15 protein-coding genes are annotated in these 13,676 nt (G+C 70.4%); 12 read left to right on the forward strand and 3 right to left on the reverse strand.

What is annotated here, in order from left to right; translation table 11 throughout:
• Positions 1-4: 4 nt before the first annotated feature.
• Together Q0Q47_RS06565 and Q0Q47_RS06570 are read left to right on the forward strand one after the other, a co-directional pair.
• The gene (locus tag Q0Q47_RS06565; protein WP_293856223.1) at positions 5-1,186 is read left to right on the forward strand and encodes an NnrS family protein; all 1,182 of its coding nucleotides are present in this window, start codon (positions 5-7) and stop codon (positions 1,184-1,186) included.
• A 90-nt stretch (positions 1,187-1,276) separates the two neighbouring features.
• Positions 1,277-1,978, forward strand: a complete 702-nt coding sequence (locus tag Q0Q47_RS06570) for a Crp/Fnr family transcriptional regulator (RefSeq protein WP_293856226.1) — start codon at positions 1,277-1,279, stop codon at positions 1,976-1,978.
• Positions 1,979-2,075: 97 nt separating this feature from the next.
• On the opposite strand, the gene Q0Q47_RS06575 is transcribed toward Q0Q47_RS06570, so the two are convergent.
• Complete coding sequence (locus Q0Q47_RS06575) at positions 2,076-2,297, reverse strand: DUF1858 domain-containing protein (protein ID WP_293856229.1); 222 nt, start codon at positions 2,295-2,297, stop codon at positions 2,076-2,078.
• Between the two features lie 123 nt (positions 2,298-2,420).
• Here Q0Q47_RS06575 and Q0Q47_RS06580 point away from each other — a divergent pair, with 123 nt between their 5' ends.
• From Q0Q47_RS06580 to Q0Q47_RS06590, 3 genes are all read left to right on the forward strand, one after another.
• Positions 2,421-3,092 (forward strand): NnrU family protein, encoded by a 672-nt coding sequence (locus Q0Q47_RS06580; RefSeq protein WP_293856232.1) that lies wholly within the window; start codon positions 2,421-2,423, stop codon positions 3,090-3,092.
• A gap of 104 nt (positions 3,093-3,196) precedes the next feature.
• Complete coding sequence (locus Q0Q47_RS06585; RefSeq protein WP_293856235.1) at positions 3,197-3,991, forward strand: SDR family NAD(P)-dependent oxidoreductase; 795 nt, start codon at positions 3,197-3,199, stop codon at positions 3,989-3,991.
• Positions 3,992-4,019: 28 nt separating this feature from the next.
• Entirely contained in the window at positions 4,020-4,736 is a 717-nt protein-coding gene (locus tag Q0Q47_RS06590; protein ID WP_293856238.1) for an NAD(P)H-dependent oxidoreductase, read from the forward strand.
• 31 nt (positions 4,737-4,767) lie between these two features.
• On the opposite strand, the gene Q0Q47_RS06595 is transcribed toward Q0Q47_RS06590, so the two are convergent.
• Entirely contained in the window at positions 4,768-5,970 is a 1,203-nt protein-coding gene (locus Q0Q47_RS06595; protein WP_293856241.1) for an amidase, read from the reverse strand.
• A 67-nt stretch (positions 5,971-6,037) separates the two neighbouring features.
• A complete protein-coding gene (locus Q0Q47_RS06600; RefSeq protein WP_293856244.1) occupies positions 6,038-7,633 on the reverse strand; it encodes a gamma-glutamyltransferase family protein in 1,596 nt (531 codons plus the stop codon).
• A gap of 152 nt (positions 7,634-7,785) precedes the next feature.
• Here Q0Q47_RS06600 and Q0Q47_RS06605 point away from each other — a divergent pair, with 152 nt between their 5' ends.
• The 7 genes from Q0Q47_RS06605 (at position 7,786) to Q0Q47_RS06635 (ending at position 13,674) form a co-directional block, all read left to right on the forward strand.
• Complete coding sequence (locus Q0Q47_RS06605; protein WP_293856247.1) at positions 7,786-8,034, forward strand: hypothetical protein; 249 nt, start codon at positions 7,786-7,788, stop codon at positions 8,032-8,034.
• A gap of 95 nt (positions 8,035-8,129) precedes the next feature.
• Entirely contained in the window at positions 8,130-9,716 is a 1,587-nt protein-coding gene (locus tag Q0Q47_RS06610; protein WP_293856249.1) for a glucan biosynthesis protein, read from the forward strand.
• Positions 9,717-9,816: 100 nt separating this feature from the next.
• Complete coding sequence (locus Q0Q47_RS06615; RefSeq protein WP_293856252.1) at positions 9,817-9,999, forward strand: hypothetical protein; 183 nt, start codon at positions 9,817-9,819, stop codon at positions 9,997-9,999.
• Entirely contained in the window at positions 9,999-10,739 is a 741-nt protein-coding gene (aztA, locus tag Q0Q47_RS06620) for a zinc ABC transporter ATP-binding protein AztA (RefSeq protein ID WP_293856255.1), read from the forward strand. The genes Q0Q47_RS06615 and aztA overlap by 1 nt, the downstream gene beginning before the upstream one ends.
• Before the next feature lie 58 nt (positions 10,740-10,797).
• Positions 10,798-11,667 carry a metal ABC transporter permease gene (locus tag Q0Q47_RS06625; RefSeq protein ID WP_293856258.1) on the forward strand — a complete coding sequence of 290 codons (870 nt, stop codon included), beginning with the start codon at positions 10,798-10,800 and terminating at the stop codon, positions 11,665-11,667.
• A gap of 1 nt (position 11,668) precedes the next feature.
• Positions 11,669-12,604, forward strand: coding sequence for a metal ABC transporter substrate-binding protein (locus tag Q0Q47_RS06630; protein WP_293856261.1), 936 nt, complete (start codon positions 11,669-11,671; stop codon positions 12,602-12,604).
• Positions 12,605-12,657: 53 nt separating this feature from the next.
• A complete protein-coding gene (locus Q0Q47_RS06635; RefSeq protein ID WP_293856264.1) occupies positions 12,658-13,674 on the forward strand; it encodes a GTP-binding protein in 1,017 nt (338 codons plus the stop codon).
• The last annotated feature ends 2 nt before the right edge of the window (positions 13,675-13,676 follow it).

The raw sequence follows: 13,676 nt of genomic DNA on the forward strand, positions 1-13,676 counted from the left end.
CGCCATGTCCCCCATCCCCCGCCTGCGGTCCTTCGAAGGACCGGACATCCTGTCCTACGGTTTTCGGCCCTTCTTTCTGCTCGGCTCGCTGTTCGCCGCCGCTGCCGTCATGGCCTGGCTTCCCGCCTATTTCGGCGAGATCTCGATCCCGACCGCCTTCGCGCCGCGCGACTGGCACGTGCACGAGATGCTCTATGGCTTCGTGCCGGCGGTGGTCACCGGCTTCCTGCTCACCGCGATCCCGAACTGGACCGGCCGCCTGCCGCTGCAGGGCGCGCCGCTCGCCGTCCTCGTCACGGCCTGGGTCTTCGGTCGCATCGCCGTGTGGACCTCGGGCACGACCGGCTGGGCCGTCGCCATGGTGGCCGATCTCGCCTTCCTGGTGCTGGTGGGCGCGGCCGCGGCCCGTGAGGTGATCGCCGGCAAGAACTGGCGCAATCTGCGGGTCGTGGGACTGGTCGGGGTGCTTGCCATCGGCAACGCCGTCTTCCACGTCGAGGCGCATGCGACCGGCTCGGCCAGCTACGGCACCCGCATCGGCATCGCCTGCGTCGTGATGCTGATCACGCTCATCGGCGGCCGCATCGTGCCGAGCTTCACGCGCAACTGGCTGGCGCGTGAGAAGCCCGGCCGCCTGCCCGCGCCGTTCGGCACCATGGACGTCACCACCATGATCGGCTCGGCCCTGGCGCTCGCCGCCTGGGTGGCCTTTCCGGACGAGGCCCTGACCGGGGTGCTCCTGTGTGGCGCCGGCCTGCTCCAGGTCGTCCGTCTCGCCCGCTGGGCGGGATACCGCACCGCCGCCGACCGCCTCGTGCTGGTCCTTCACGTCGGCTATGCCTTCCTGCCCGCAGGCTTCGTGCTGGCCGGCCTCTCGGCTGCCGGGATCGTGCCGGTATCGGCCGGCATCCACGCGTGGACCGTCGGCGGGGTCGGGCTCATGACCATGGCCGTGATGTCGCGGGCCAGCCTCGGCCATACCGGCCGGGCCCTGCGGGCGACGCCCGCCGTTCAGGCGGTGTACGGCCTCATCGCGGCGGCGGCGCTGGCGAGGGTGTGCGCGGCGCTGCACCCCAACGCGGCCTTCATCCTGCTCCACGTCGCGGCGTTTGCCTGGGCTGGTGCCTTCGTCGTCTTCGCCGTCAGCTACTGGCGCGTGTTCACGGGGCCACGGCTGGGGCGGTGAGGAGACCGTTCGGATCGCGCGGCAGGAATGTCCATGCATCCGGACGATGCCGAATGGCGGGAGACCCCGTCATCGTTCAAGAGTTGACGGATGAAAGCATCCCCCGCTCTCGATCGTGCCGTGATCGCCGGACTGCCGGTATTTTCCGGCCTCGCATCCGATGAACTCGACGGCGTTCTCGCCGACGCGCGCTCCGTCCGCTACGCCAAGGGCGCGGCCGTGTTCGAGCAGGGCGGGGAGGCGGCATCCTTTTTCCTGCTGCTGCACGGCCATCTGCAGGTCGTGAAGGTGACGCCGGCGGGCCAGCAGGTCGTCGTGCGCTACGTCGTGCCGGGCGATCTCTTCGGCATCGCGGTCCAGATGGGCCGCAGCACCTATCCCGCCACCGCCACCGCCGTCGTCGACAGCGTCTGCCTCGTGTGGCCCGCCTCGGCCTGGCCGACGCTGGTGACCCGTGTCCCGGCGCTCGCCGGCCGCGTGCTCCAGACCATGGGGGCGCGGCTCGACGAGGCGCACACGCGCGTGGTGGAGATGTCGACGCAGGAGGTGGAGCGCCGCGTGGCCCACGCCCTGCTGCGGCTCGTGAAGCAGGCCGGCCGTCCGGTGGAGACCGGCCTGCGCATCGATTTTCCGATCACCCGGCAGGACGTGGCCGAGATGACCGGCACGACGCTGCACACGGTCAGCCGGATCCTCAGTGCCTGGGAAGAGCAGGGGCTGGTGGAAGGTGGCCGGCAGAAGATCGTCGTGTGCGATCCCCACCGCCTCGTCGCCCTCGCCGAACGCGCCTAGGGACTGCAGCGTTTCCAGAAAAACGCAACAGTCCCTGAACGCGGGGCGGTCGATGCCTCCTGCGAAAATCCGGGTCTCCACCCGCTTGGCGTATGCCCTAGGCGAGGGCCGGCACGACGTCCGCGGCGATGGCCTCGTGCAGGGCCTCCAGGAAGGCCGTCTCGTCCGCATGATGCTCGCGGCAGGCCTGCCTCACGCTGTGAAAGCACGCGATCGGGCAGCCCACGCACAGGAAGCGGAATTTCAGGAAGACGCGGATGGTCGCCGGCCAGCGGCGCATGACGTCGTCGACCAGGAGATCGGGGGTGATCGCGGACATGGGTCAACTCCTTCGGATGATCCCATGCTACGGCGCCCGTCGTCGGGGTCTTTGTCCCTTCGCAAGCAAGCCGACGATTGGGCCTTTCCCGCCGCGGCACCACGGCGCCATGGTTGACCGGTCATGACGGAATTCCTCCTCGCCCTCGCCGCCTTCGTTCTCGCCCATCTCGTTCCGGCCATGCCGGGCGTCCGGCCCAGGCTCGTGGCGCTGGCCGGGCGCCCGGCCTACATCGCCGTGTACTCGGTCCTGTCGCTGGTCTTGCTCGCCTGGCTCGTGGTGGCGGCACGGCGGGCCGACGACCTCTGGCTGTGGCAGCCGGCCGGATGGCAGTGGCTCGTGGCCGCCCTCCTGATGCCCGTGTCGCTCGTGCTGCTCGTGGCCGGGCTGGCCGAGCCCAACCCCCTGTCGGTCAGCCTCCGCCGGTCCGACGGCGAGACGCTGCCCGCCTCGGCGGTGCTGACCCGTCACCCGGTGCTCTGGGGCTTTCTCCTGTGGGCGCTGGCCCACGTGCCCGCCAACGGCCGGCTCGTGCCGGTGATCCTGTTCGGCACGATGGCCGCCCTGGCGGCGCTCGGCATGCCCATGCTCGACCGCAAGGCGCAGCGGCGTCTCGGCGACGAGACCTGGCGCCGGCTCGCCGGCCAGCCGGTGCCCCTGTCGCGGACGCGCCTGGCGCACCTGGCGGGCGCTGCGGTCCTCGCGATCGCCCTCTACGCGTGGATGCTGGCGCAGGGGCACGCCCTGCTGATCGGCCCCGATCCCCTGGGTGGCCTGCGCGCCTTCTATGGCTGAGGCTCCAGCCAGGCTGACATTCCGGGCAGGCTGACGTTCCAGGTGCATCCGCGCGGCTCCCTCGCTACAACGGCGCCGCGAAAGCCACCCGGAGTTCCCCTGCCATGACCGAGACGTCCTCCTCCGCCCGCGTTGCCCTCGTCACGGGTGCGGCCCGCGGCATAGGCCTCGCCACCGCGCGCCGCTTCCTGGCCGACGGCTGGTGCGTCGCGATCCTCGACATCGACGGCGAGGGCCTGGCCGGGGCAGAGCGGCAGCTCGCCCGACCCGACGCGGTGCTGGCGCTCGTCTGCGACGTGTCCGACGCCGCGGGGGTTCAGGAGGCGGTGCGCCGCACGACGGAGCGCTTCGGCAGGCTCGACGCGCTGGTCAACAACGCCGGCACGGCCGTCTTCAAGCCGATCCTGGACACGACGCCGGAGGAATGGAACCGCGTGCTGGCGGTCAACCTGACCGGGCCCTTCCTGTGCAGCCAGGCCGCCGTCCCCGCGATGGCGGAGACCGGAGGCGGCGCGATCGTCAACATCACCTCGATCTCGGGTCTGCGCGCCTCGACGCTGCGGGTCGCCTACGGCACCAGCAAGGCGGGTCTCACCCATCTCACCAAGCAGCAGGCGGCCGAACTCGCCAGCTACGGGGTGCGCGTGAACGCGGTGGCGCCGGGACCGGTCGATACGGCGATGGCCAAGCTCGTGCATTCGCCGGCAATCCGCGCCGACTACCACGACGCCATCCCGCTCAACCGCTACGGCCTGGAGGAGGAGATCGCCGAGGCGGTGTTCTTCCTGTGCAGCGACAAGGCGAGCTACATCACGGGCCAGACGCTCGCCGTGGACGGCGGCTTCGACGCCACCGGCATCGGACTGCCCACCCTTCGCAAGGACGGCCGCAACCGCTAGCCTCACCGTCCCATCGCAGGAGGCTTCCGTGCACGCGCTCATCGTCCATGCCCATCCCGAGCCCACCTCCTTCAACGCGGGCCTCCGGGACGCCGCCGCGGCTCGCCTGAGGGCGGAGGGCCACGGCGTCACGGTCAGCGATCTCTTCGCCGAGGGCTTCAATCCGGTGCCGGGGCGCCACGACTTCACGACCTGCGCCGATGCCGAGCGGTTCCACTATCAGGCCGAGCAGGCGCATGCGGCTGCGCATGGCGGCTTCTCGCCGGAACTCGTTCGCGAGCAGGAGCGGGTCCGCGCGGCCGACCTGCTGATCCTGCAGTTTCCGCTGTGGTGGGGCGCGGCGCCCGGCATCATGAAAGGCTGGTTCGAGCGCGTGCTCGCCTATGGCTTTGCCTATGTGGACGGCCGCCGCTTCGACACGGGCCTCCTGAAGGGCCGCTCCGCCCTGGTCTGCGTGACCACCGGCGGCACCCGCGAGCGCTTCTCGGACACGGGCGTGTACGGCGAGATCGACAAGGTGCTCTGGCCCGTGACGCGAACCACGCTGGAATACATGGGTCTCGACGTGGCCGAACCCTATGTCTGCTATGCCGCGCCGAGGGTGGACGCGCAGGCCCGGGCCGCGATGCTCGCCGGGTGGGCCGACCGGGTCAGTGAGGCGGCCGCCCGGCAGGCGGCACGAGGGCGCGTGGAGATGGACGCGCCGCTCGCGGACGGCGGGCGGACCTGGACGTCGGCTTCGTGAGCGGTTGAGGTTTGCTGAGTCCTACCGCCGCTCAGGCGATCCTCACCGCTATCGCATCGGCCACCCGTACGGCGAGCCGCACCAGCGACAGATCCGAGCCGGGCGGCCCGATCAGCGAGAGGCCGAAGGGGGCTCCGTCCTCGAAGCCGGCCGGGATGCTGATCTGCGGGCAGCCGGACAGGCCGCCGAGGCAGAGCAGGCGCAGCGCCTGGGCGCGGTCGGCCTCGAGGTCCTCCTCGGTCGCGGCCAGGAGCGGGGCGGCGCCTGGCATCGTCGGCTGGATCACGACGCCGTCCTGGCCCAGAAGGTCGAGGAAATGGCTGCGGAAGGCGGCGCGGACGGCTCGCGCCTCGGCCACCTCGGCTTCGGGCAGGTCGCGGGCATAGGCGAGGCGGTCGGCGATCGCGGGGGCGATGCCGGGACGCCAGCGCGTGACGAAATCCCCGTGCGACACCCACGACTCCGCGCCCTGGATGCGGCGGAAGGCCCAATAGAGCGCGTCGAAGTCGGGATGGGCGACCTGCACGTCCTGCAGCGGCGCCAGCATGCGGTCGATGCGGTCCGCGATCGCCTCGAGCGCCCGTCGCGGTTCGGGACGGGCGAGCGCGAACGAATCCTCGGCCCGCAGCAGCCGCGGCGAAGCCGGCAGCGGCGAGGGATCGGGGCCGAAGATGGCCTCGGCCACGCGCAGGAAGGTCCTCGCGTCGCGGCAGAACCAGCCGGGCGTGTCGAGCGTCTCGGCGAGCGGCATGGTGAGGTCGAGAGCCAGGCGCCCGTGGGTCGGGCGGATGCCGAAGATGCCGCAATAGCTCGCCGGGCCGCGCACCGATCCGCCGGTGTCGGATCCAAGCCCGATGTCGCACAACCGGGCGGCGGTCGCCGCGGCCGAGCCCGAGGAGGATCCGCCCGGCACGCGGTCGGGGGCCGCCGGATTGATGGGGGTGCCGAAATGCGTGTTGATGCCGTTCAGCGAGTAGGCGAGCTCGACCGTGTGGGTCTTGCCGACGAAGGTGGCGCCCGCATCCAGGAAGCGCTGCACGATCGGCGCGGTGACAGGCTTGATGCCCGAAAGCGCCAGCTTCGTGGGCTGCCCGCAGCCGGTCGGATAGCCGGCGACGTCGAAGATGTCCTTGATGGCGACGGTGAGGCCGGCGAGCGGGCCGGACGGCGCGCTGGGGACCGGAACGTCGGGGTAGGGCACGAAGGCGTGGACGTCGTCGTCGGCTTGGCGCATGGCAGTGTCCGGATCCGCAAGGTCAGGTCCGCACCTTGGCCCGCCCGGTCGGCCCGGGCAAGCCGTCTCACAGGCCCTCGGACCCGCCGTCGGAGCGCGGGTCGTGGGCTGCGGCGACGGAGCCGTCGCGCGGGGCGCGCACCAGCATGCCGGCATGGCCAAAGCCGTCGTCGTATCCCGCATCGACGACCACGACGGCATGACCGGCGCGCTCCATGGCCCGGATTAGGTCGGGATCGGCGCGGTTCTCGAACTTCAGCGCCGTCGCGCTGTCGCCCCAGGTCTTGCCGAGCAGCCAGCGGGGGGCGTCGATGGCTTCCGCGATGCCCATGCCGAAGCGGGCATGCCGGGTGAAGATGGCCGCCTGGAACTGCGGCTGCCCGTCGCCGCCCATGCTGCCGTAGGACATGACGCGGCCGTCGTCGAAGGCGGCCAGGGCCGGGTTGAGCGTGTGGAAGGGCTTGCGGCCGGGGATGAGCGGGTTGCGCGCCTTCGCGTCCAGCGAGAAGGACACGCCCCGGTTCTGCCAGTGGATGCCGGTGCGCGGCAGGACGCAGCCTGACCCGTACTCCCAGTAGATCGACTGGATGTAGGACACCGCCACGCCCTTCGCGTCGATGGCGCCCATCCAGATGGTGTCGCCCTCGCCCCAGGCGAGGGGAAACTGGGCCGCGCGGCTCATCGAGACGGCCTGCGCCTCGCGGTCGAGACGCTGCGGATCCAGGAACGACGCCATGTCGTGGTCGAGTTCGGCCGGATCAGTGATCACGGCATCGCGGACGCGGAAGGCGCGCTTCGTCGCTTCGACGAGCCCGTGCACGTGCTCGAAGCTCTCGCCGTCGCGCACGCCCAGGCGCTCGAAGATCCCGAGGATCATGAGCGAGGCGAGGCCCTGGGTGGGCGGGGGGAAATTGTAGACCGTGGCGCCGGGCAGGCCCAGCGAGAGCGGCTTCACGGTGCGCGCGCTGAAGGCCTCGAGATCGGCGCGCGTCACCGGCGCGCCGATGCGGGCGAGGTCGGCCGCGATCTCGCGCCCGACGTCGCCGCGATAGAAGTCGTCGAGCCCGGCGGCGGCGAGATGGTCGAGCGTGGCCGCCAGAGCCGGCATCTTGCGGATGCTGCCGGCCTTGGGGCGCCCGCCCTCCTCCATGAAGGTCTCGGCGAAGCCCGGCGCCTGGCGCAGCGCCTCCTCCGCGAAGGGCACCGTCCGGCCTTCCGAGGGCGAGACGGCGTAGCCGTTGCGGGCATGGCCGATGGCGTCTCCGAGGAGCTCGGAAAGGGGCATCTTCCCCCCCAGCGCGGCGGCCAGCGCCTTGGCCACCGTCCAGCCGCCGATGGCGCCCGCCACCGTCACGGCCGCGTCGGGGCCGCGCGGCGGGATGGTCTCGTAGCCCTTGTCCCGGTAGCGGCGGATGGTCGCGTCGCGGCCGGCCGGGCCGCAGGCTTCGATCGCATGCACCTTGCCGCCAGGCTCGCGGACCAGCCAGAAGCCGTCCCCGCCGATGGCGTTCATGTGCGGGTAGACCACCGCGATGGTGGCGGCCATGGCGATCATGGCCTCGACGGCGTTGCCGCCCTCGGCCAGAACGGCTTGTCCGGCGCGGGCCGCGTGACGGTTCGGCGCGGCGACGGCTGCTCTCGGGAAGACGGGGGTGTCGGACATGGCGGCCTCGGATGGGTGAGCTCCCCCAGTAGTGCAAGGATCGTGCGAAGGGCAACCCGGGTCGCGATCCCCCGCTCAGTCGGGGGCTTGCCTTGCATCCGCCATCCGTAACGGCTAGTCCAAGGGCGACCCTCACGGGAATGGAGTGACGCGTGGCCGCCAAGGGGACGATCAACACCCGCAACCTGCTGACCATCGTCAGCGTGGCAATCCTGGTCGGCACCGAGATCATCGGGGTCGCCCTGGCCGCGGGCTGGGCCATCGCCGGCCTGCTGCAGCTCGGCGACAGCTTCGGCCGGACCGTCGAGTACAGCCTGATGGCCATCTTCGTCGCTGCCGGCGCCTATGCGCTCTATCGGTTCATGCGCCGCGCGGTGCTGGTCGAACCCATCCGCGACTGACCGGATGATCCCGGGCGGCCGCGATGCGGGCGCACAAGGATCACATTTCGCCACGACAGTTGCGAAATCCGTCCTCCCGCCCAATATGCGCCCCCATGAGCCTTGACCGTCGTACGCTTCTCCAGCTCGCCGCCGCCGTCGGCGCCTATTCCTCGCTTCCCGCCGCGGCCCAGAGTGCCGGCGACGGGGAGGCACCGCCCCTGCGCTTCGGGCCGGCGGAGCCGTTCAGCTACGCCGCGCTGAAGGCGCTGGCGAAGGAGCACGCGGCCAAGCCCTACGTGGCGCCGGCGCGGCCCAACCCCGACATCGTCAAGCAGATCGACTACGACGCCCACGGCAAGCTGCGTTTCAAGCTCGACTCGGCCCTGTGGGGCGAGGGCGGCAGCATGTTCCCGGTGAGCTTTCAGCACGTGGGGATGTATTTCCCCAAGACCGTGCGGATGCACATCATCGAGAAGGGCGTCTCGAAGGAGATCCTGTACGATCCGCGGCTGTTCATGGGCGGTCCCGACCACGTCGCCCGCAAACTGCAGCCGGAGCCCTCCGCCTTCGCCGGCTTCTGGGTGCACGAGCCGCGCACCTCCCCGACCTGGAAGAAGGCCGAGCCGTGGGCGACCTTCCTGGGCGCCTCCTACTTCCGTGCCGTCGGCGAACTCGGCCAGGTCGGTCTTTCGGCGCGTGGCGTCGCGCTCGGGCCGGGCACGTCCAATCCGGAGGAGTTCCCGGATTTCACCAGCTTCTGGTTCGAGCCGGCCGAGTCGCTCGACGCGCCGATGATCGTCAACGCGCTGCTCGAGGGCCCGAGCCTGGCGGGTGCCTATCGCTTCGCCCTGCGCCGCACGAAGGGCGTGGTGATGGACATCGAGGCGGCGCTGTTCATCCGCAAGCCGGTCGACCGGCTCGGCATCGCGCCCCTGACGTCGATGTACTGGTTCTCCGAGACCGTGAAGGGTCACGGCGTGGACTGGCGCCCGGAGGTGCACGATTCCGATGGCCTGGCCATGTGGACGGGCACCGGGGAACGCATCTGGCGGCCCCTGAACAATCCCGAGCGGATCATGGTGTCGAGCTTCATCGATTCCAATCCGCGCGGCTTCGGCCTGTGCCAGCGCGACCGCAACTTCGAGAACTATCAGGACGGCGTGCGCTACCAGCTCCGTCCCACCGCCTGGGTCGAGCCCCTGGGCGATTGGGGCAAGGGCGCCATCCAGCTCACCGAGATCCCGACGGACGACGAGATCCACGACAACATCGTCGCCATGTGGGTTCCCGTCGAGCCGACGGCGGCCGGGCAGGCGGTGGACCTGAAGTACCGGCTGCACTGGCTGGCCGACGAGCCCTATCCCTCGCCGCTGGCCCGCGTGGTCGCCACGCGCCTCGGCAATGGCGGGCAGCCCGGCCAGCCGCGTCCCCGGGGCGTGCGCAAGTTCATGATCGAGTTCAAGGGCGACGTGCTCTCGCGCCTCGCCTTCGGCGTGAAGCCGGAGCCCGTGCTGTGGGCGTCGCGCGGGTCGTTCTCCTACGTCTACACCGAGGCCGTGCCCAACGACGTTCCGGGACACTGGCGCGCCCAGTTCGACCTCACCGTCGACGGCAAGGATCCGGTCGAGATGCGCATGTTCCTGCGCAATGGCGACCAGGTGCTCAGCGAGACCTGGCTCTACCAGTACCACCCGTTCTGAGCCGGTTACGTTTATGTTATGTTGTAACGTTGCGCTTGCCCCGGTGGGTGTAACGTTATAACGTTTGTCCTGCGGGGCCCTTCCGACCGCAGGACGTTCCATGGCGCACGCCGATCACCATCATCACGCCCACGATCATGCCCACCGCCATGGGCAGGATCACCTGGTGCGGGCCGCCGTGCCGGACTTTTCCCTGCTGCGGGCCTCGGCGATGCAGCGGCTGATGGTTGTCGGCGTGCCGATCCTCGGCCTTTGGTCCCTCGTCTGGTGGGCGATGCGCTGATGCCCGACGCTGCCATCCGTTTCGACGACCTGACGCTGGGCTATGACCGTCACCCGGCGCTCCATCACCTCAGCGGCGTCGTGCGCCGCGGCAGCCTCACGGCGGTCGTGGGCCCGAACGGGGCCGGCAAGTCGACCCTGATGAAGGGGATCGCCGGCGCCCTGTCGCCGCTGTCGGGCCGCTGCGAGGTGCCCGGCGGGCGCGAGAGCGTGGCCTACCTGCCCCAGGCGGCCGATCTCGACCGCAGCTTTCCCATTTCCGTCTTCGACCTGGTCTCCATGGGCCTGATGCGGCGCCGTGGCCTGTTCGGCGGCCTGTCCCGCGCCGACCGGGACGACGTCGGCGAGGCACTATCCGCGGTCGGCCTCACCGGCTTCGAGCGCCGGCCCATCGGCACCCTGTCGGGCGGCCAGATGCAGCGCGCGCTCTTTGCACGGCTGCTGCTGCAGGACGCCCAGGTGATCCTGCTCGACGAGCCACTCACCGCCATCGACTCCAAGACCGCCGCCGACCTGCTCGCCCTCGTGCAGCGTTGGCACGCGGAGGCGCGCACCGTGGTCGCCGTCCTGCACGACCTCGACACGGTGCGCACCCATTTCCCCGAGACGCTGCTGGTCGCCCGCGAGCCGGTCGCCTGGGGCGCTACCGGCGAAGTCCTGACCCCAGAAAACCTCCTTCGGGCCCGTCGCATGAGCGAAGCCCAGGATCCTTACGCCAGGGCGTGCGCCCGGGCCGCCTGACGCCACAACGACCGAACCTCCTCATCCCCCGGCTCCCACGGACCGGGCAGGCAGAGCCATGCTGTACGACACCCTGATCGCCCCGTTCGCCGAGTTCGAGTTCATGCGTCGCGCCCTGGCCGGCAGCGTCGCCCTGTCGCTCGGCGCCGGGCCGATCGGCGTGTTCCTGATGCTGCGGCGGATGAGCCTCGTGGGCGATGCCATGGCCCATGCGATCCTCCCCGGCGCCGCCATCGGCTACCTCGTGGCAGGGCTTTCGCTCGGCTGGATGACGATCGGCGGGCTCGCGGCCGGCATGGCCGTCGCGCTCCTCGCCGGCCTCGTCACGCGGGCCACCCCGCTGCGCGAGGATGCCTCGCTGGCCGCGTTCTACCTGATTTCCCTGGCGCTCGGCGTCACCCTCGTGTCGCTACGCGGCTCCAACCTCGACCTGCTGCACGTGCTCTTCGGCAGCGTTCTGGGCCTCGACGACGCGACCCTGCTGCTCGTCGCCGGCATCAGCACGGCCACCCTGGTCGCGCTGGCCGTCATCTATCGGCCGCTCGTCCTCGAATGCGTGGACCCGGGCTTCCTGCGCTCCGTCAGCGGGGCCGGCGGGCCGACCCACATCGTGTTCCTGCTCCTCGTGGTCCTGAACCTCGTCGGTGGGTTCCACGCGCTGGGCACGCTGCTGGCCGTCGGACTGATGATGCTCCCCGCCATCTCGGCCCGCTTCTGGACGAAGGACATCACCGGCCTCGTCGTCGTGGCGACGGGCATCGGCATCGTGTCCGGGCTCGTAGGGCTGCTGATCTCCTTCCATGGCGGGCTCGCTGCGGGTCCCACCGTGATCCTCGTCGCCGGGGCGGCCTATGTCCTTTCGGTCCTCGCCGGACCGGAGGGTGGACTGCTCTCCCAAGTTCTCCCCCGCCGCCACCTGGAGGCCTGACATGCTCATCTCCCGCCGCACCGCCCTGCTCGGAACGCTGGCTGCCGCCGCGCTCGCGTCCGGACCGGGCTTCGCCCAGACGGCCACGCCCCTTCCCGTGGTCGCCAGCTTCTCGATCCTGGCCGATCTCGTGCGCGAGGTCGGTGGCGACCGCGTCAGCGTGAAGGCCCTGGTGGGCCCCAACGGCGACGCCCACGTCTACCAGCCGACGCCCGCCGACGCGCAGTCGCTGGCCGCCGCCCGCCTCGTCGTCATCAACGGCCTCGGTCTCGAGGGCTGGATGACGCGCCTGGTGAAGGCGACCGGCGGCAAGGCTCCGACCGTGACCGCCACCAAGGGCGTGCCGACGATCGAGGCCGAGGACGAGCACGATCACGACCACGGCGCGAAGAAGCCCGGCGCGGCGCCCTCCGCCGACCCCCACGCCTGGCAAAGCATCGCCAACGCGAAGATCTACGTCGCCAACATCCGCGACGGGCTGATCCAGGCCGATCCCGCCGGGGCCGCCGACTACACGGCGCGCGCCACCACCTACCTGGCGCGCCTCGACGCGCTGGAGGGCGAGGTGAAGGCGGCCGTCGCGCGCATTCCCGCCGACCGGCGCAAGATCATCACGACCCACGACGCCTTCGGCTATTTCGGCCGCGCCTACGGTATGGCCTTCATCAGCCCGCAGGGCGTCTCCACCGAGACCGAGGCCTCGGCCAAGGACGTGGCGCGCATCATTCGTCAGATCCGGGCGGAGAAGATTCCGGCCGTGTTTCTCGAGAACGTGTCGGATCCGCGCCTGATGGACCGCATTGCCAAGGAAACCGGCGCACGCATCGGCGGCCGGCTCTATTCCGATGCCCTCTCGGCGCAGGACGGCCCTGCGGGGACTTACATCGACATGATGCGCTCCAATATAAGGGAACTCGGGGCGGCGCTCTCGAGCTGACGGCCCTTCGGGGGCGCCGTCGCGGCGCCCCCCATCAGGATGGACAAGACGATATGACCGACAAGATCCCCGTGACCGTGCTCACCGGCTATCTCGGCGCCGGCAAGACCACGCTCCTGAACCGCATCCTCACCGAGGATCACGGGAAGAAATTCGCCGTCATCGTCAACGAGTTCGGCGAGATCGGCATCGACAACGACCTCGTGGTCGGCGCCGACGAGGAAGTGTTCGAGATGAACAACGGGTGCATCTGCTGCACCGTGCGTGGCGACCTGATCCGCATCATCGAGGGCCTGATGAAGCGGCGCGGCAAGTTCGACGCCATCATCGTGGAGACGACGGGGCTCGCCGATCCGGCGCCCGTGGCCCAGACCTTCTTCGTCGACCAGGACGTGTCCGACAAGGCGCGGCTCGACGCGGTCGTGACGGTGGCCGACGCCAAGTGGCTGTCGGCCCGGCTGAAGGATGCCCCGGAGGCCAAGAACCAGATCGCCTTCGCCGACGTGATCATCGTCAACAAGACCGATCTCGTCACGCCGGAGGAACTCGCCGAGGTCGAGGGGCGCATCCGCGCGATCAACCCCTACGCGGTCCTGCACCGCACGCAGCGGGCCGCGGTGCCGCTGGAGGCCGTGCTCGGCCGCAACGCCTTCGACCTCGAGCGCATCCTGGAGATCGAGCCGGCCTTCCTCGAGACCGACGCCGATCACCACCATCACGACCACGACCACGACCATGGCCACCACCACCATGGCAGCCTCGGCCACTATCACGACGAGCACATGCAGTCGGTGTCGGTGCGGCTCGGCGAGGTGGATCCCGAGAAGTTCATGCCGTGGATCAACGACCTCACCCAGCGCGAGGGGCCGAACATCCTGCGCTGCAAGGGCATCATGGCCTTCACCAACGAGCCGAAGCGGTTCGTCTTCCAGGGCGTGCACATGATCCTGGATGGGGACTTGCAGCAGGACTGGAAGCCGGGCGAGAAGCGTGAGTCGAGGCTCGTGTTCATCGGGCGCGACCTCGACGTGGAGGCCATTCGCAAGGGCGCGCTGGCCTGCGCGGCCTGACC

This window comes from uncultured Alsobacter sp. (assembly GCF_945952055.1).
GTDB lineage: Bacteria > Pseudomonadota > Alphaproteobacteria > Rhizobiales > Beijerinckiaceae > Alsobacter.